Here is a 16,009-nt window from a genome sequence, read left to right as displayed (position 1 = left end):
AGCGATGGACCACCCGAACGCGCCGGTCTACGACTACGTGATCGTCGGTGCCGGGACGGCGGGCTGCGTGCTCGCCGCCCGGCTCAGCGAGGACCCCGACGTGACCGTGTGCCTGATCGAGGCGGGCCCGACCGACGACACGGACAACATCCGTATCCCCGCCGCCGGTGGCAAGCTGTGCCGCACCCGGTACGACTGGGACTACGACAGCCACGACGAGCCGAACCTCGGCGGGCGGCGGCTCTACCTGCCCCGGGGCCGAGTCCTCGGCGGCACCAGCGCGATGAACGGCATGGTGCACATCCGCGGCAACCCCGTCGACTTCGACGAGTGGCGGCAGCCCGGGTGGACGTACGAGACGATGCTGCCGTACTTCCTGCGCAGCGAGGACAACGAACGCGGGGCGTCGCGCCACCACGGGGTCGGCGGCCCACTGCCGGTGGCGGAGGGACGCTCCCGCAACCCGATGGCCGCCGCGTTCGTCCGGGCCGCGCTCGCCGCCGGCCACCCCGCCAACGACGACTTCAACGGCCCCCGGCAGGACGGCTTCGGCCAATACCAGGTCAACCAGCGTGACGGGCGGCGGTGCAGCGCCGCGGCGGCGTACCTGCACCCGGTGGCCGACCGGCCGAACCTGCGCGTGTGGACGCACCTGCAGGCGCACCGGATCCTCGTCGAGGGCGGCACGGCCCGGGGAGTGCGCTGTCAGCGCCTCGACGAGATCGTTGACGTGCGTGCCCGGCGGGAGGTGATCCTGTCCGCCGGGGCGTACAACAGCCCGCAGCTGCTGATGCTCTCCGGTATCGGCCCCGCCGACCAGCTCACCGCGCTGGGTATCCCGGTGGTGGCCGACCTGCCCGAGGTGGGGCGGAACCTCCAGGACCATCCCTCGACGTACCTCGTCTTCACCCACGACGAGCCGGTCAGCCTGCTCAGCGCCGGCGAGGAACGGCACGTGCGCCAGTTCGAGAGCGACGGCAGCGGCCCTCTGTCGTCCAACGTGCCGGAGGCCGGCGGCTTCGTCCGTACCCGCGACGGCCTGCCCGCGCCGGACGTGCAGTTCCACGTCCTGCCGGTGATGTTCGTCGACTGCGCGCTCGGCGTGCCCACCGAGCACGGCATCTCGTTCGGTCCCTGCGTGCTGCGTCCCGCCAGCCGTGGCGACGTCACCCTCGCCTCCGACGACCCCACCGCGAAGCCACGGATCCGCCACCGGTACTACGCGGACCCGGCGGACCTGGAGACCATGGTGGCGGGTGTCCGCATCGCGCTGGACATCGCCCGGCAGGCACCCCTGGCCCCGTACACCCGGCGAGCGTGGGCCCACCCGGCCTCCGGCGACGACGCCGACCTGCGCGCCTTCGTCCGGGCCCACACCCAGTCCATCTTCCACCCGGCCGGCACGTGCGCGATCGGCGCCGTGGTCGACCCGCGGTTGCGTGTGCACGGCGTGGCCGGCCTGCGGGTGGTGGACGCGTCGGTGATGCCTCTGGTGCCGCGCGGCAACACCAACGCGCCGACCGTCGCCGTCGCGGAACGGGCCGCCGATCTGATCCGGGACCGTGTCCCGGTACCCGAGCCGGCGGTCGCCGCCGGTGTCGGGTGACCGACGACGAGGCCGGGCGCGGCCTCGCCAAGAATGTCCACAGTGGTCCGGGCAGCGCACGTCCGAAGGTGCGCCGGGTGACCGCTCTCGCCGACGATGACTGCACGGTGATCCGACGTCCCCCGTCAGGATCCGACCACGTTCCTTCCTCACCGACGTCCCGCCGCGCCAGCCGCCGGACGTACGCCGCTACGCCCCAACGGAGGTACCCCCATGCGTGGCAACCTCGGCACACGCGCCGTCGTCCTCGGCGCCGGGATGGCGGGCCTGGTGACGGCCCGGGTACTGGCGGACCGATACGCGGAGGTCGTCCTCGTCGAACGGGACGCCGTCGCCGGCGTCGGCGAGCCGCGGCAGGGCGTGCCGCAGGGACACCACGCGCACGCCCTGCTGGCCCGCGGCCACGAGGTCATCGAACGGCTCTTCCCCGGCATGCAGGCCGACCTGGCCGCCGACGGCGTGCTCAGCGGCGACCTGGCGGGAGACCTGCGCTGGTACTTCCGGGGACGGGCGTTGCAACAGGCGTACTCGGGCCTGGTCAGCGTCTCGGCGAACCGGCCCACCCTGGAGGCGTACCTGCGGTCCCGGGTCGCCGCGCTGCCCACCGTGCGGTTCCGTGAGCGCACCGTGGTACGCGACCTGGTCACCTCTCCCGACCGCGGCCGTGTCACCGGGGTGCGTGTCGTCGGCGACGGGAACGGCGCGCAGCCCGAGACCATCACCACGGACCTGGTGGTGGACGCCACCGGCCGGGGCAGCCGCCTGCCGGCCTGGCTCGAGGAACTCGGGTACGAGCGGCCCGAGGAGCAGAAAGTCAAGATCGACCTGATGTACGTGTCGCGGTACTTCCGGCTCACCACCGACCCGTTCGGCCCCGACCTGGCGATCAACTCGGTGCCCCACCCGGGAAACCTGCGGGGCGCGTTCTTCGGCCGGTTCCCCGACGGGGTGGCCCTGCTCTCCCTCACCGGGATGCTCGGTGACCACCCGCCGCGCGACGAGGAGGGGTTCCTCGAGTACGCGCGGACGCTGGACGCGCCCGAGATCCACGAGGCGGTCCGCACCGCCGTGCCGCTGACCCCGATCACCGCCTTCCGGGTGCCGGTCAGCGTGCGCCGTCACTACGAGAAGCTGTCCCGGTTCCCCGAGGGGCTGCTGGTCGTCGGCGACGGGGTGTGCGCGTTCAACCCGGTCTACGGCCAGGGCATGACGGTGGCCGCGATGGAGGCCGACGCCCTGGCCGCGCACCTCGCCGGGGGATCGGTCCGGCCCAGGGAGTTCTTCCAGGCCATCCGCCCGATCGTCGACGTGCCGTGGGAGACCTCCGTCGGCGGGGACCTGGCGCTGCCCGGCGTGGAGGGCCGGCGTACCGCCAAGGACAAGCTCGGCGCCGCCTTCATCGGCCGGCTGCACACGGCGGCGCAGCGCGACGGACGGTTCACCCGCGCGTTCTTCCGGGTTGCCGGGCTGGTCGACCCGCCGCAGGCGCTGATGAAGCCCGGCCTGGTCGCCCGCGCGCTGCGGACCGCGCGCCGGGTCGACGCCGAGACGGTGCCGGCAACCGCGCCGGCCACCACCGTCGGGCAACGGGCGGTGGTGCTCGGCGGCAGCATCGCCGGCACGCTCGCCGCCCGGGTGCTCGCCGACCACTACCGCGAGGTGGTCGTGGTGGACCGCGACGAGGTGCTCGGGGTCGACCAGCCACGCCGGGGCGCCCCGCACACCGCGCACGCCCACGGCCTGCACGGACGCGGCTTCCTGATCCTCGCCGAACTCTTCCCCGGGCTGCGGGCCGACCTCCAGGCCCGGGGGGTGCCCGTGGGTGACCTGGGTGAGATGCGCTGGTACTTCGACGCCCGCCGGCTGGAGCCGGCCCGCACCGGTCTGCTGTCCAGCACCGGTCAGCGGCCGGTAATCGAGGAGTACCTGCGCTCGCGGGTCGCCGGGATGCCCAACGTCAGCTACCGGCAGCGCACCGAGCTGACCGGGCTGCGGGCCACCGCCGACCGGATCAGCGGAGTGGCCCTGCGGGACGCGCGGACCGGCCGGGAGAGCGTCCTCGACGCCGACCTCGTCGTCGACGCCACCGGGCGCGGCTCGCGCACACCCGTGTGGCTGGAACAGCTCGGCTACGACCGGCCGGTCGAGGAGCGGATGAAGATCGGCCTGGCGTACACGACGAGGTTGTACCGCAAGCGGCCGGAGATGTTCGGCGGCACCCAGTCCATCAACCCGGTGGCCTCCCCGGCGCACCCGCGTGGCGCGTTCTTCGGCCAGGTCGGGCCGGACGAGTGCATCCTGTCGCTCACCGGCATCCTCGGCGACCAGCCGCCGGCCGACCCGGACGGTTTCCTCGACTACGTGCGCTCGCTGCCGGTGCCCGAGATCTACCAGGCGGTACGTGACGCCGAACCCCTCACCGACCCGGTGACCTTCACCTTCCCGGCCAGCCTGCGCCGCCGCTACGAACGGCTGACCCGGTTCCCGGACCGGCTGCTCGTCCTCGGCGACGCCGTGTGCAGCTTCAACCCGGTCTACGGCCAGGGCATGACGGTCGCGGCGATGGAGGTGATGGCGCTGCGGCGGCTGCTGCTGCGCGGCGCCCCACCGGACGCGCGCCGGTTCCTGCGCGACGTCGGCCGCATCGTCGACGTGCCCTGGCAGATCTCCACCAGCGGCGACCTCGAATTCCCGCAGGTGTCCGGCAACCGGCCGGCGAGCGTCCGGATCGGCAACGCGTACATGGCCCGGGTGCAGTACGCGGCCACCCGGGACCCGGCGGTCACGGCCGCCTTCATGCGCGTCGCCGGTCTGGTCGACCCGCCGGGCACGTTGCTGCGTCCGGGCCTGGTGCGCCGGGTGCTCCGGCTGTCGCGGGACATGAGGTCGAGGCGTGCCACCGGGGCGCCCACCGGTCGCGTCACCGCGTCGATCTGACCCGATCCGAGCTGTGCAGGGAGGCCAACCATGCGACCGTACTCGATCGACATCCCGCAGGCCGATCTCGACGACCTGACGCGCCGGCTGGCGAACACGCGGTGGCCGGCGCCGCTGGGCGAGGGCGGCTGGGACCGTGGGGTGCCCGTGGGCTACCTGCGTGACCTGGCCGAGTACTGGCGCACCGGGTACGACTGGCGGGCCGCCGAGGCGGAACTGAACCGTCATCCCCAGTTCGTCACGGAGATCGACGGCGCCACCGTGCACTTCCTGCACGTCCGCTCGCCGGAGCCGGACGCCCAACCGATGATCGTCACGCACGGGTGGCCGGGCGCGGTCGCCGAGTTCCTCGACGTGATCGGGCCGCTGACCGACCCGAGGGCGCACGGCGGCGACCCGGCCGACGCCTTCCACCTGGTCATTCCCAGCCCGCCCGGGTTCGGCTTCTCGGGGCCGGCCGGCCCCGGTTGGCACGCCGGGCGGATCGCCCCGGCCTGGGCGGAGTTGATGCGCCGGTTGGGCTACGACCGTTACCTCGCGCAGGGCGGCGACGCCGGCGCGGTCATCTCGCAGGAACTGGCCCGCATCGCCCCGGACCACGTCGCCGGGGTGCACGTCAACATGCTCATGACGTTCCCCTCGGGCGATCCCGCCGAACTGGCCGACCTGAGCGAGACGGACCGGTCCCGGCTGGCGCTCATGGGCAGGTTCGAGGCCGAACTGTCCGGCTACATGAAACTCCAGGCCACCCGGCCGCAGACACTGGCGTACGCGCTCACCGACTCACCCGTCGGCCAGCTGGCCTGGATCGTGGAGCGCTTCAAGGAGTGGACGGACGCCGAGAAGGCGCCGGAGGACGCCGTCGACCGGGACCGGCTGCTGACGATCGTGTCCATCTACTGGTTCACCGCGACGGCCGGCAGTTCCGCCGCGCTCTACTACGAGGGCGCCGCCGGCATGCGCGCCGCGGCCGTCGGCCTGCGGCCCGACCCGGTGCGGGTGCCCGCCGCCGTGGCGGTGTTCCCGCATGATCCCTTCCAGCCGCTGCGCCGCCTGGCCCACCACTACCTGGCCGACATCGTGCGCTGGACCGACTTCGACCGGGGCGGTCACTTCGCCGCGCTGGAGGAGCCGGACCTGTTCACCGCAGACGTGCGCGCTTTCGCCCGCAGCCTGCGACAATGACCGATCCGGCAGCGTCGCCGGTGCGCCGACCCCCGCCAGCGTGGCGGCCAGGTCCAGGGTCCGAACACGACAGTCTGGGCGATGCGCCGACCGGACCCGGGCGCGACGGTCTGACCAGACGAACTCCGAGTGTCGTTACGGGAGGCAAGTGGTGTTGACTGCGGACGTACCCGCCCGCCAGGACGTTGTCCGGCGGGTAGCCGACCTGGTGCCAACGCTGGGCAGGCACGCCGGCTGGGCGGAGGAGCACCGCCGGCTGCACAACGAGCAGATCGAGGCGCTGGCAGCGGCGGGCGTGTTCCGGCTGAGGATCCCGGCCCGTCACGGCGGGTACGAGGCGGACACGACGACCCTGGTGGACGTGGCCGCCGAGCTGGCCCGGGCCGATGGTTCGCTGGCTTGGACGGCCTCGGTGTACTGGATCCCGTCCTGGATGGTGGGCCTGTTCCCGGAGCCGGTGCAGCAGGAGGTGTTCGACACCCCCGACGTACGGGTGTGCGGCACCCTGAGCCCGGGCGGCACCGCGTCGCCGGTTGACGGCGGCGTCCGGGTCAACGGCAGGTGGCGGTTCATCACGGGCGCCCACCACAGCCACTGGCAGGAGATCATTGCCATCCAGCCCGGCCCGGACGGCCAGCCGATCCCGGTCGTGGCCCTGGTCCCGTTGTCGGACCTGCACCTCGTCGACGACTGGCACACCTCCGGGATGCGCGGCACGGGCAGCGTCACCACGATCGCCGAGGACGTCTTCGTCCCCGCCGAGCGGGTGCTCCCGTTGCCCGTGGTCCTGTCCGGCGCCGCCGGCGCCGACGTCACCATGTACCGGGCGCCGCTGCTGCCGGTGGCCTCGGCCTCGTCGGTGGGGACGGTGCTCGGCCTGGCGCGTGCGGCCCGGGAGACCTTCTTCGAGCGGTTGCCCCACCGCAAGATCACCTACACCGGGTACGACAGCCAGCGCGAGGCGCCGGTGACCCACCTCAAGGTGGCCGAGGCGGCCCTGCGGGCCGACCAGGCGGACTTCCACGCCCACCGGCTCGCCGGCCTGGTCGACGGCAAGTGCGTCGACGGTACGCCATGGACGCTGCTGGAGCGGGCGCAGGCCCGCGCCGACCTCGGCGAGGTGTGCCGGCTGGCCCGGGAGGCGGTGGACATCTACGCCCGGGCCAGCGGCGGTTCGTCCATCTACTCCGACGTGCCGATCCAGCGCATCGCCCGCGACGTGCAGGCCGTGAACATGCACGCCCTCATGCATCCGGACACGAACGCCGAGCTCTACGGCCGGGTGCTCTGCGGTCTCGAACCCAACACCCTCTACGTCTGACCCCGCCGATCCCCGTGGGGTGACGGACACGGGCCTCGCCCGGCCGGTTCCGGTCCCACGGCCGGGCACCGCCGGGGTCTCGTGACCGCCGATCCGCCGCGCAGCGGTCCGCCCCGTCCCGGCTCCGCAGCCGGGACGGGGCGGATCACGCGCCGGTCACGGTCGTCCTATCCGTCGCCGGGGCAGGTTCGGCTGGCGGGCAGGTGCGGCCGGTCGTCGGTGAGGTAGCGCAGCGCGAGTGCGGTGGCGCAGTCGTTGGCGCCGATGACGCCGTGCCCCCCGGTGTCGGCGGTGACCAGGGTGGACCGGTGCCGCAGCGCCCGGTGCATGCCGTGACCACTGCGCCACGGGGTCGTCGGGTCGCGGCGGTTGTGCAGGATCAGGATGTTGCGCGGTCCGTGCCCGCCTACCCGGGGTGGTGCTTCGACCGGGGCGGGCCAGAAGGCGCACGGGGTGATGTTGGCGGACCGGCCGGCGTCGTCGGGGAACAGGGCCCGGTGCAGGTGTACGGCGGTGGCGTAGCGCTGGGGTTGGCGGGGCCAGGCGGCGTCGCCGCACCGCACCGCGTAGCCGACGGTCTGGGCGTTGTCGCCCGGGACCGGTGTGACCGGGACCGAGGGGGTGGAGACGGTCGCGGCGGTGCGGGTCGGCTCCGGGCCGGCGGCGGCCAGTTCCTGCCAGACGGCGGCGACCAGGGGGAACTGGCTGGCGTCGGGTTGTTCGAGGTTGTCGCGGGTGAAGTCGCGTAGCCAGTTGCCGTCGACGACGAGGCCTGGGTAGGTGACCGGGTGGCGGTCGAGGTGACTGACCAGGGCGCGGTAACGGCGATGGACGTCGTCGGCGGTGCGTCCGAGGTGGTACGTGTGGTCCCGGCCGGCGATCCAGCCGGTGAGGTCGGGCAGCCGTTGGGTCAGGCCGAGCCCACCGAGGCGGACCAGGTCGTACCAGATCCGGTTCGGGTCCAGGGCGCTGTCGAGCACGACCCGGTCGGTGCGGTGCGGGTGGCGGGTGGCGTAGACGGCCCCGAGGTAGGTGCCGTAGGACAGCCCGAAGAACGAGATCCGTTCCTCGCCCAGCGTCGCGCGGAGCCGGTCGAGGTCGCGGGCGGTGTTCGCGGTGGTGATGTGCGGCAGCACGTCGGCGGCCGCGCGCTGGCAGGCCTCGGCGGTGGTCCGGGCGTACGCGACGCTGTGCGCGATGGACCCGTCGGGGGTCGGGTAGCGCACGGCGCGGTCGGCCACCGGCAGCGCGCAGCTGACCGGGCTGCTGTGGCGTACCCCGCGAGCGTCGAAGCCGACCAGGTCGTAGCGTTGCCGCAGCTGTGGCGGCTGCCCGGGGCCGTGTAGCTGGGCGGGCATCTGCAGGCCGCCGATCCCGGGACCACCGGGGCTCAGCACCAGGGTGCCCAGCCTTCGGGCCGGGTCACCGGCGGGGATCCGGGAGACGGTGACGGTGATGTGCCGGCCCTGCGGGTGACGGTAGTCCAGCGGCACGGACAGGGTGGCGCACCGCAGCGCCGGATGATCGGACACGCCCGCCGGACAGGAGCCCCAAGCCAACGGCCCGCTCGAGGGCTGGGCCCGGCCGGGCGTCGCGCCGATGGTCAGCAGGCCCGCGGTCAGCGTGGCCGTGACGGCCACGGCGACGCCGGCCCGCGATGGTGGAGAGCCCATGCTGCCCCTTCTCTGTCGGTCAGTGCTCGTCGGCCAGGTAGAACAGCTCGTCGACCCGGGTGCGCAGAGCCTTGGCGAGCTTGAGGGCGAGCACCGTCGACGGGATGAACCGTCCGGTCTCCACCGTGGTGATGGTCTTGCGGGTGACCCCGACCAGGTCGGCGAGCTGCTGCTGGGTCAGCTGGTGACGGGCCCGCTCGACCCTGAGGTGGTTGCGCAGCGGATGGCTGCTCTCCGGTTGGCCCATCACGTGTCCCGGTTGCACCACAGCCGTGCCGCCCCGTACGCCGCCAGCGCCGCCGCGACGGTGAACTGCGCCTGAGCGATCGACGGCACGTCGACCCGGAAGAAGTACGGCACCTGCGCGGCCAGCACCACGATCAACGCGGCGGCCGTCGCCCGCAGGTGCGTCGCGACGGTCCGCTCGTCGCCCAGCACCGCGCCGGCCCGGCGGGCCCGCCACTTCGCCCATCCCGCGACAGCCAGGGCCGCCAACGCCAGCGCGACAGCGGTCACGTAGGTCAGCTCCCACCAGCGCGGCCAGCTGCCCTGCCCGCCCGCGTCGTGCGCTCCCTTGAACACCAGAGCGGTCGCTCCGGCCACCCCCCAGAGAAACGTCACCGCGTCGAGTAGCCGTACGAACGACCGACCCGACCGGGTTGTCCGCGCTGCGGAACCGGGCATCACAACCCCCTCGAGGTAACCTCAGCACCCCATGACGGGTTGCCGAGGTATCTGGATGATACCTAGAGGTTACATAGGTGGGAGTGGCGCGGCAACACCGGTGGTCGCGGTGGCCTCGCCGGTGACGAGTGGCGGGTGGAGGTCGACGCGGGCCTCGCCCCGGTCACGCGCCCCGGTCGGCGCAGCAGCCGTCCGCGCAGCCCGGGACGGCGCCGACGGCGGCGCCGTCCAGCGGGACGGGCGCGCAGTCGTCGCAGTGCTCGCCACGCCAGGCCGACAGGCCCTCCCTGACCGCGACCCCGGCGATGACGAGCGCGGCGAGCGGGTCCGCCCACGACCATCCCCAGGTGGCGTTGAGGACCAGGCCGACGAGGAGCACCGCGGACAGGTAGGTGCACAGCATGGTCTGGGTCGAGTCGGCCATGACGGTCGCCGAGCCGAGTTCCCGGCCGGTGCGCCGCTTGGCCCGGACGAGCAGTGGCATCACGATCAGCGACGCGACAGCCAGGCCGATGCCGACCGGGCTGGAGTCGGCGTCCCCGCCCGCCAGCAGGGAACGCCCGGCGTCAACGGTCACCCAGGCGGCGAGGGCGAAGAAGGAGACGCCGATCAGGCGCAGTGCCCGCCGCTCCCGCTCCTCGGGCACCCGGGAGCGGAACTGCCAGATCAGCACGGCGGCGCTGGACACCTCGACGAACGAGTCCAGGCCGAAGCCGATCAGCGCAGTGGAGGAGGCCGCCGCGCCCGCGGCGATCGCGACCAGACCTTCCAGCAGGTTGTAGCCGGCGGTGGCGTACGCCAACCACAAACTGCGTCGGGACAACACCTCGCGCCGCTGCGGCGTCGGGCTCATCCGCCCACCTCCACCGTGGACCCGACCGGGTTCCCGTAGACCGGGCACAGGGCGACCGCCTCGCCCGTGGCGGCGAGGACCTGCTCCGCCGAGCGCAGCAGGTCCAGCAACTCCGGCCGGGTGAGCGCGTAGAACGACTGGCGACCCTCGACCCGGAAGTCGACCAGCCCGCAGTCACGCAGGCACGCCAGGTGCTTCGACACGGTCGACTGCGCCAGTCCCAGCTCGCCGGTCAGGTCCACCACCCGCGCCGCACCGGACGCCAGTCGCCGCAGGATCGCCAACCGGGCCGGATCGCCGAGGGACCGGAACAGTGCCACGGCCGGATGCAGGCCGGGAGAACAATCAATCGCCATGCGGCGATGATAGCGCCATTGGGCGATGATGGTGGGTTCCGCCGCCCTGCGTGCGTCGCGCGGTCGGCGCAGAATGTCTCCCGGAGGTGATCGACGTGGTCGACGGGGAAAGCGTGCCCAGGTGGTGTCAGGTGGTGCTGGACTGCACCGACGCCCGATCCCTGGCGGAGTTCTACCGGTCGCTGCTGGGCCTGGTCTACCGGCCCGGTGACGAGCCGCCGGAAGCGGGCGCGGTGGACGAGCGTGGCCGCGACTGGCTGGTGCTGAGGACCCCGGACGGCCTCCGTCAACTCGCCTTCCAGCAGGTCGACCAGCTGCCGGCGGCGACGTGGCCGCAGGGTCCGGTGCCGCAGCAACTGCACCTGGACCTGACCGTGGCGTCGGTCGAGGAGTTGCGCGTGCAGCACGAACGCGTCCTGCGCCTCGGCGGCCGGCTGCTGCGCGACCGCATCGACGACCCCGAGGAGCCGCTTCGGGTGTACGCCGACCCGGCCGGCCATCCGTTCTGTCTCTTCGTCGCCTGAGCCGGTGGGCCGCACGGGTGAGCGGCCGCGGTCACCGCCCGGAACCGGCGGATGCCCCGGGCCGCAGCTCGTTGAGGAGCCGCTCGACCCGGGTGCGGATCTCGTCGCGGATCGGGCGGACGGCCTCGACGCCCCTGCCGGCCGGATCGGCGAGCTGCCAGTCCTCGTAGCGCTTGCCGGGGAAGACGGGGCAGGCGTCGCCGCAGCCCATGGTGACGATGACGTCGGAGGACTCGGCGGTGGCGTGGTCGAGGAGCGTGGGGGTCTGGTCGGTGATGTCGATGCCGACCTCGCGCATGGCCTCGACGGCGGCGGGATTGACGGTCTCGGCGGGGGCGGAGCCGGCGGAGCGGACCTCGACGGTGTCACCGGCGAGGTGACGCAGCCAGCCCGCGGCCATCTGGGAGCGGCCGGCGTTGTGCACGCAGACGAACAGGACGCTGGGTCGGTCAGGCATCACGAGCCTTTCTGGCGGGACGTTCGCGGTCGCCGGTCATGGGCGTGTGCGACGGTGGCGTCGTCGGGGGGTACGACGACCTGGTCGGCGGCCTGCCCGGCGTCGGGGTAGAGCGCCAGCAGCAGCCCGGCGCCGACGGTGAGGCCGACGAGTTGGGCGAGGACGAAGCCCGGTACGGAGGCGGGAGCGATGCCGGCGAAGGTGTCGGTGAACGCCCGGCCGATCGTCACCGCTGGGTTGGCGAACGAGGTCGACGAGGTGAACCAGTAGGCGGCCCCGATGTACGCCCCGACGGCCGCCGGGGCCACCGGAGCGCGGCCCGAACGGGCCAGCGCGAAGACCAGCAGGATCAGGCCGGCGGTGGCGACGACCTCCCCGAGCCAGAGGTTGCCCGCGGACCGTTGCCGGCCGGAGAAGTCGACGGCGGCGAGGTCGAACATGAGATTGGCCAGGACCGACCCGCCGATCGCGCCGAGAACCTGGGCGGCGGTGTAGCCCGCGAGGTCGCGGCCGGTGAGGCCGGTGCCGGCCCGGCGGCCGAGGAACCAGTCCGCGGCGGACACCACCGGATTGAGATGCGCCCCCGAGACCGGACCGAAGATCAGGATGAGTGCGCCCAGGGCGAACGCGGTGGCCACCGAGTTCTGCATCAGCTGAAGCCCGACGTCGCCGGGGGAGAGGGTGGCGGCCATGATGCCGGAGCCCACCACGGCGGTGACCAGCAGGGCGGTGCCGGCGAACTCGGCCAGGAGGCGCCGCGGGAGTGCGGTGGTCATCGGGTGCCTCCTGGCGCGACGGTGGGAGCGAGACGGTCGACCCGGTCGGCGAGTTCGGCGTAGGTGGCCTCGAACGCCTCGTCGGTGTCGATCCGGGCCGGGTCGGGGACCGACCAGTGCAGGTGGGGGCGGGCCGGCCCGGTCAGGTCCTCGTGGGCGTTGTCGCAGACGGCGACCACGAGGTCGTCGGCCCGTACGACGTCATCGACGTGCGCGGTTCCTGTCGGGTCGAGGTCGAGGTCGTGCCGGCGGGCGACGGCCACCGCGCGGGGGTGCACCCGGGCCGCCGGCTTCGTCCCGGCCGAGGCGGCGGCACCGTGGGTACGCCGCTTCCAGAGCGCGGCGGCCAGCGGCGACCGGGCGGAGTTGTGGGTGCAGACGAAGACCACCCGGTCGACCCCGGCCAGGGGCGGGGGCGTGAGGGCGACCAGGGCGGCCGGCCGCAGTCGCAGGTAGGTGCGCCGCCGGTCCCCCTCGGAGCGGCCCTTCGTCACCAGGCCGGCGTCGGTGAGCACCTTGACGTGGTGGGCGACCAGATTGGTCGGCATGTCGAGGGCGCGGGCGATCTCGCCGGGGGAGGCGTCGCCGAGAGTGAGCGCGTCCACGATCGCCAGACGGGCCGGGTCGCCGAGGGCGGCGTGGATCCGTGCCCGTCCGGCGAGGGAGACATTCTCAGCGTCCATTGACTCAATGATTGTTGAGGTTCCTTGCGCTTGTCAACCGCGGAGCGGGCGCGGGGCTGGTCGCGGCGGGTGCGGTGAGCGGACGGGGCGCTGGTCGTCGCGCCACGCTCCGCCGCCGGACTCGACGGCGAGCAGGGCCGCCAGGTGGCGCAGGGTGCCCGGGCGTGCCCGGTAGTAGACCCAGGTGCCGCGTCGCTCGGCATCCACCAGGCCCGCCTCGCGCAGCGTCCTGAGGTGGTGCGAGATGGTCGGACCGGTCAGGTCGAACGCGGGGGTCAGGTCGCAGACGCAGGCTTCGCCGCCCTCGGCGGAAGCGATCATCGACATCAGTTGCAGCCGTACCGGATCCCCGAGGGCCTTGAGTGCGGGCGCGAGGATCGCGGCGGTCTCGGCCGACACCCGCCGTCGGGTCAGCGGTGGGCAGCACGGCGTGTCGGTGTTCAGATCGAGCACCGACGGTGGGGCGGGTTGATTCGACATGCATCTAGGTTGACATTCCTCTAATCAGCGTGCAACTGTTTGCTTCGACGGGCGTCGAGGCAGGCGGTGTCACGACCGCACCGACGGTGCCCGCGTCGGTGGCCTTCCCGCCGCCGTCATGGCCGACCTACCCGGAGGAGTTGCTGATGACCGACCTCGCCGTCCGACCGATGACGGCCGACGACGCCGACCGGGTCCTGGCCATCTACCAGGCCGGGCTCGACGGCGGGCAGGCCAGCTTCGAGACGACCGCTCCCACCTGGGCGGCGTTCGACGCCACCCGGCTGCCCGACCACCGATTCGTCGCGGTCGACGGCGACGGGAACGTCGTCGCCTGGATCGCCGTGTCACCGACCTCCACCCGGGCGGTCTACGCCGGGGTGGTCGAGCACTCCGTCTACGTCGACCCCGCCGCCCAGGGCCGCGGTGCCGGCGGGCTGCTGCTGGACGCGCTGATCGCCTCGACCGAGGCCGCCGGCATCTGGACCGTCCAGTCGGGCGTCTTCCCCGAGAACGTCGCCAGCCTCGTCCTGCACCAGCGGGCCGGCTTCCGGGTCGTCGGCACCCGCGAACGCGTCGGCCGCCACCACGGCCGCTGGCGCGACGTCGTCCTCCTGGAACGCCGCAGCCGGCTCGTCGTCTGACCGCGTCGGTTCCGCCTGCCGGCGGCACCACCGCCCTCCGACTCGACAGACCTCTACCCAGGAGTCACCTGATGAGCGTTCCGAACGAGCTGCCCGTCGCCGTGATCGGCGCCGGCCCGGTCGGCCTGGCCGCCGCCGCCCACCTGCACGAGCGTGGCCTGCCCTTCGTCGTCCTGGAAGCCGGTGACACCGCCGGTGCCGCCATCCGCGAATGGGGCCACGTCCGGCTGTTCTCCCCGTGGCGGTACGACATCGACCCGGCAGCCCGCCGCCTGCTGGACGACGCGGGCTGGGTCGCCCCCGACCTCGACGCCCTGCCCACCGGCACCGACCTCGTGGCCGGCTACCTCCAACCGCTCGCGGACCTGCCCGCGCTCAAGCCACACCTGCGCTACGGGGTGTGGGTGGAGGCGATGAGCCGCCTCAACCTGGACCGGCTGCGCACCGCCGGTCGGGAGCGGACCCCGTTCCTGATCCGCCTCGACGGCGGCGAGGAGATTCTCGCCCGCGCCGTCATCGACGCCTCCGGCACCTGGCGTACCCCGAACGTGCTCGGCGCCTCCGGCCTGCCCGCCCACGGCGAGCGCACAGCCGGCCCGTTCCTGGAGCGGGCGCTGCCGGACGTCCTCGGTGCCGACCGGGACCGCTTCGCCGGACGGCACACCCTGGTCGTCGGCGCCGGACACTCCGCCGCCAACACCCTGCTCTCCCTGGCCGAACTCGCCGCCGACGCCCCTGGCACGCGGGCGACCTGGGCGATCCGCGGCGCGAGCCCGGCCCGCGCCTACGGCGGCGGCGACGCCGACGCCCTCCCGGCACGCGGTGCCCTCGGCTCCCGGCTGCGCGAACACGTCGACGCCGGCCGCATCCGACTGCTCACCGGCTGCTCCGTGTCCGCCCTCGCCCCGACCGGCGGCCGAATCGCGGTGACCGTCGGCGACGACGACGGCGCCCACGAGCAGGTCGAGGTGGACCGGGTCGTCGGGGCGACCGGTTTCCGCCCCGACCACTCCATCACCGCCGAGCTGCGCCTGGACCTCGACCCGGTCATGGGTGCCACCCGCGCCCTCGCCCCGCTGATCGACCCCAACGAGCACTCCTGCGGCACCGTCCCGCCGCACGGCGTCGACGAGCTCACCCACCCCGAGGCCGGCTACCACGCCGTCGGCGTGAAGAGCTACGGACGTGCCCCGACCTTCCTCATGGCCACCGGCTACGAGCAGGTCCGCTCCGTGGTCGCGGCGCTTGCCGGCGACTGGGAGGCGGCCCGTGAGGTCCGACTCGACCTGCCCGAGACCGGCGTCTGCGCCAGCAGCCCCGCCGACTCCGACGGCTGCTGCGGCAGCTGATGCCCACCGCCTCCGGATGACAGGTCAGTCCCCGGCGTCACCGTGACCCGTACCCGGGGTCGGTGACGCCGGGCAGTTCCTCGACGACGCTGACGCCACTGCCCGGCCGCGACTCCCACGACCAGGTCTCGTGCAGCCGGAGCCGGCCGTCGGGCAGCACGGAGATCTCCGAGACGCAGTGCCCCGAGGACGTCCGTCCGTCGTTGTTGAGCTGCACGTACCGGAAGTCCAGCCGGTCACCGTCCCGGGTGCCGACGAGGTGCCCGCGCCGGATGGACCCACCCGTGTAGTCGGCCCACACGACGCCGTCGTGCTCGTGGTACGTGAAGACGGTCTCCGTGCCGACCTCGCCGGCGACCACGTCTGCGACGGCGGCGAAACGGCGCCGATCCAGTGAAGGCGTCACGACCGGGACCATACCGCCGCGCGCCCCGACCCCGGCCTGGGTGGACTGTCAGGGCGAGGGGGCGGTCAGGGGAGG

Annotated in this window: 17 protein-coding genes and 1 pseudogene; 8 read left to right on the top strand and 10 right to left on the bottom strand. The window is 73.4% G+C overall.

The window, feature by feature from the left end:
* The first annotated feature begins 4 nt into the window (after positions 1-4).
* From E1165_RS10865 to E1165_RS10850, 5 genes and pseudogenes are all read left to right on the top strand, one after another.
* Entirely contained in the window at positions 5-1,606 is a 1,602-nt protein-coding gene (locus tag E1165_RS10865) for a GMC family oxidoreductase (RefSeq protein WP_132390357.1), read from the top strand.
* Positions 1,607-1,819: 213 nt separating this feature from the next.
* Positions 1,820-2,848: pseudogene (locus E1165_RS30705) on the top strand (NAD(P)/FAD-dependent oxidoreductase); the annotation flags it as partial.
* A 309-nt stretch (positions 2,849-3,157) separates the two neighbouring features.
* Positions 3,158-4,543, top strand: coding sequence for an FAD-dependent oxidoreductase (locus E1165_RS30700; protein ID WP_371687327.1), 1,386 nt, complete (start codon positions 3,158-3,160; stop codon positions 4,541-4,543).
* A 30-nt stretch (positions 4,544-4,573) separates the two neighbouring features.
* Complete coding sequence (locus tag E1165_RS10855) at positions 4,574-5,728, top strand: epoxide hydrolase family protein (RefSeq protein WP_132390353.1); 1,155 nt, start codon at positions 4,574-4,576, stop codon at positions 5,726-5,728.
* A gap of 154 nt (positions 5,729-5,882) precedes the next feature.
* Entirely contained in the window at positions 5,883-7,049 is a 1,167-nt protein-coding gene (locus E1165_RS10850; RefSeq protein WP_207916820.1) for an acyl-CoA dehydrogenase family protein, read from the top strand.
* Positions 7,050-7,216: 167 nt separating this feature from the next.
* On the opposite strand, the gene E1165_RS10845 is transcribed toward E1165_RS10850, so the two are convergent.
* From E1165_RS10845 to E1165_RS10820, 5 genes are all read right to left on the bottom strand, one after another.
* On the bottom strand, positions 7,217-8,722 hold the full coding sequence (locus E1165_RS10845; protein WP_165945187.1) for an alpha/beta fold hydrolase: 1,506 nt from the start codon (positions 8,720-8,722) through the stop codon (positions 7,217-7,219).
* Positions 8,723-8,741: 19 nt separating this feature from the next.
* Positions 8,742-8,969 (bottom strand): helix-turn-helix transcriptional regulator, encoded by a 228-nt coding sequence (locus tag E1165_RS10835; RefSeq protein ID WP_132390345.1) that lies wholly within the window; start codon positions 8,967-8,969, stop codon positions 8,742-8,744.
* A complete protein-coding gene (locus tag E1165_RS10830; RefSeq protein ID WP_132390343.1) occupies positions 8,969-9,343 on the bottom strand; it encodes a hypothetical protein in 375 nt (124 codons plus the stop codon). Before E1165_RS10830 ends, E1165_RS10835 begins: the two co-directional genes overlap by 1 nt.
* 226 nt (positions 9,344-9,569) lie before the next feature.
* On the bottom strand, positions 9,570-10,259 hold the full coding sequence (locus E1165_RS10825; RefSeq protein WP_371687326.1) for a cation diffusion facilitator family transporter: 690 nt from the start codon (positions 10,257-10,259) through the stop codon (positions 9,570-9,572).
* Positions 10,256-10,615 (bottom strand): helix-turn-helix transcriptional regulator, encoded by a 360-nt coding sequence (locus E1165_RS10820; RefSeq protein ID WP_132390341.1) that lies wholly within the window; start codon positions 10,613-10,615, stop codon positions 10,256-10,258. The genes E1165_RS10825 and E1165_RS10820 overlap by 4 nt, the downstream gene beginning before the upstream one ends.
* Before the next feature lie 95 nt (positions 10,616-10,710).
* On the opposite strand from E1165_RS10820, the gene E1165_RS10815 reads away from it, so the two are divergent.
* Positions 10,711-11,139 (top strand): VOC family protein, encoded by a 429-nt coding sequence (locus tag E1165_RS10815; RefSeq protein ID WP_132390339.1) that lies wholly within the window; start codon positions 10,711-10,713, stop codon positions 11,137-11,139.
* 31 nt (positions 11,140-11,170) lie between these two features.
* Here E1165_RS10815 and E1165_RS10810 read toward each other — a convergent pair whose 3' ends face one another.
* Genes E1165_RS10810 through E1165_RS10795 form a run of 4 tightly spaced genes read right to left on the bottom strand, consistent with a single transcriptional unit; the run spans position 11,171 to position 13,535 of the window.
* Positions 11,171-11,596, bottom strand: coding sequence for an arsenate reductase ArsC (locus E1165_RS10810; protein WP_132390337.1), 426 nt, complete (start codon positions 11,594-11,596; stop codon positions 11,171-11,173).
* Positions 11,596-12,372 (bottom strand): MIP/aquaporin family protein, encoded by a 777-nt coding sequence (locus E1165_RS10805; RefSeq protein WP_132390335.1) that lies wholly within the window; start codon positions 12,370-12,372, stop codon positions 11,596-11,598. Before E1165_RS10805 ends, E1165_RS10810 begins: the two co-directional genes overlap by 1 nt.
* The gene (locus E1165_RS10800; protein ID WP_132390333.1) at positions 12,369-13,055 is read right to left on the bottom strand and encodes a helix-turn-helix domain-containing protein; all 687 of its coding nucleotides are present in this window, start codon (positions 13,053-13,055) and stop codon (positions 12,369-12,371) included. The genes E1165_RS10805 and E1165_RS10800 overlap by 4 nt, the downstream gene beginning before the upstream one ends.
* Positions 13,056-13,088: 33 nt before the next feature.
* Positions 13,089-13,535, bottom strand: a complete 447-nt coding sequence (locus E1165_RS10795) for a helix-turn-helix transcriptional regulator (protein WP_132390331.1) — start codon at positions 13,533-13,535, stop codon at positions 13,089-13,091.
* A gap of 146 nt (positions 13,536-13,681) precedes the next feature.
* Here E1165_RS10795 and E1165_RS10790 point away from each other — a divergent pair, with 146 nt between their 5' ends.
* Complete coding sequence (locus tag E1165_RS10790; RefSeq protein ID WP_132390329.1) at positions 13,682-14,179, top strand: GNAT family N-acetyltransferase; 498 nt, start codon at positions 13,682-13,684, stop codon at positions 14,177-14,179.
* 71 nt (positions 14,180-14,250) lie between these two features.
* Positions 14,251-15,528 (top strand): FAD-dependent oxidoreductase, encoded by a 1,278-nt coding sequence (locus tag E1165_RS10785; RefSeq protein ID WP_132390327.1) that lies wholly within the window; start codon positions 14,251-14,253, stop codon positions 15,526-15,528.
* A 37-nt stretch (positions 15,529-15,565) separates the two neighbouring features.
* Here E1165_RS10785 and E1165_RS10780 read toward each other — a convergent pair whose 3' ends face one another.
* Positions 15,566-15,934: a hypothetical protein gene (locus E1165_RS10780; RefSeq protein ID WP_243704707.1), complete on the bottom strand. Its 369-nt coding sequence runs from the start codon at positions 15,932-15,934 to the stop codon at positions 15,566-15,568.
* Positions 15,935-16,009: the final 75 nt, after the last annotated feature.

This window comes from Micromonospora sp. KC723 (genome assembly GCF_004348595.1).
Classification (GTDB): domain Bacteria; phylum Actinomycetota; class Actinomycetes; order Mycobacteriales; family Micromonosporaceae; genus Micromonospora.
This window is presented reverse-complemented; position numbering and strand designations above follow the sequence as displayed.

What these genes read in the sequence shown, in the direction of transcription:
- E1165_RS10865 (WP_132390357.1), top strand. Translation starts at nt 5, where the DNA reads ATGGACCACCCGAACGCGCCGGTCTACGACTACGTGATCGTCGGTGCC.
- E1165_RS10855 (WP_132390353.1), top strand. Translation starts at nt 4,574, where the DNA reads ATGCGACCGTACTCGATCGACATCCCGCAGGCCGATCTCGACGACCTG.
- E1165_RS10845 (WP_165945187.1), bottom strand. Translation starts at nt 8,722, where the DNA reads ATGGGCTCTCCACCATCGCGGGCCGGCGTCGCCGTGGCCGTCACGGCC.
- E1165_RS10835 (WP_132390345.1), bottom strand. Translation starts at nt 8,969, where the DNA reads ATGGGCCAACCGGAGAGCAGCCATCCGCTGCGCAACCACCTCAGGGTC.
- E1165_RS10825 (WP_371687326.1), bottom strand. Translation starts at nt 10,259, where the DNA reads ATGAGCCCGACGCCGCAGCGGCGCGAGGTGTTGTCCCGACGCAGTTTG.
- E1165_RS10820 (WP_132390341.1), bottom strand. Translation starts at nt 10,615, where the DNA reads ATGGCGATTGATTGTTCTCCCGGCCTGCATCCGGCCGTGGCACTGTTC.
- E1165_RS10810 (WP_132390337.1), bottom strand. Translation starts at nt 11,596, where the DNA reads ATGCCTGACCGACCCAGCGTCCTGTTCGTCTGCGTGCACAACGCCGGC.
- E1165_RS10805 (WP_132390335.1), bottom strand. Translation starts at nt 12,372, where the DNA reads ATGACCACCGCACTCCCGCGGCGCCTCCTGGCCGAGTTCGCCGGCACC.
- E1165_RS10800 (WP_132390333.1), bottom strand. Translation starts at nt 13,055, where the DNA reads ATGGACGCTGAGAATGTCTCCCTCGCCGGACGGGCACGGATCCACGCC.
- E1165_RS10795 (WP_132390331.1), bottom strand. Translation starts at nt 13,535, where the DNA reads ATGTCGAATCAACCCGCCCCACCGTCGGTGCTCGATCTGAACACCGAC.
- E1165_RS10790 (WP_132390329.1), top strand. Translation starts at nt 13,682, where the DNA reads ATGACCGACCTCGCCGTCCGACCGATGACGGCCGACGACGCCGACCGG.
- E1165_RS10785 (WP_132390327.1), top strand. Translation starts at nt 14,251, where the DNA reads ATGAGCGTTCCGAACGAGCTGCCCGTCGCCGTGATCGGCGCCGGCCCG.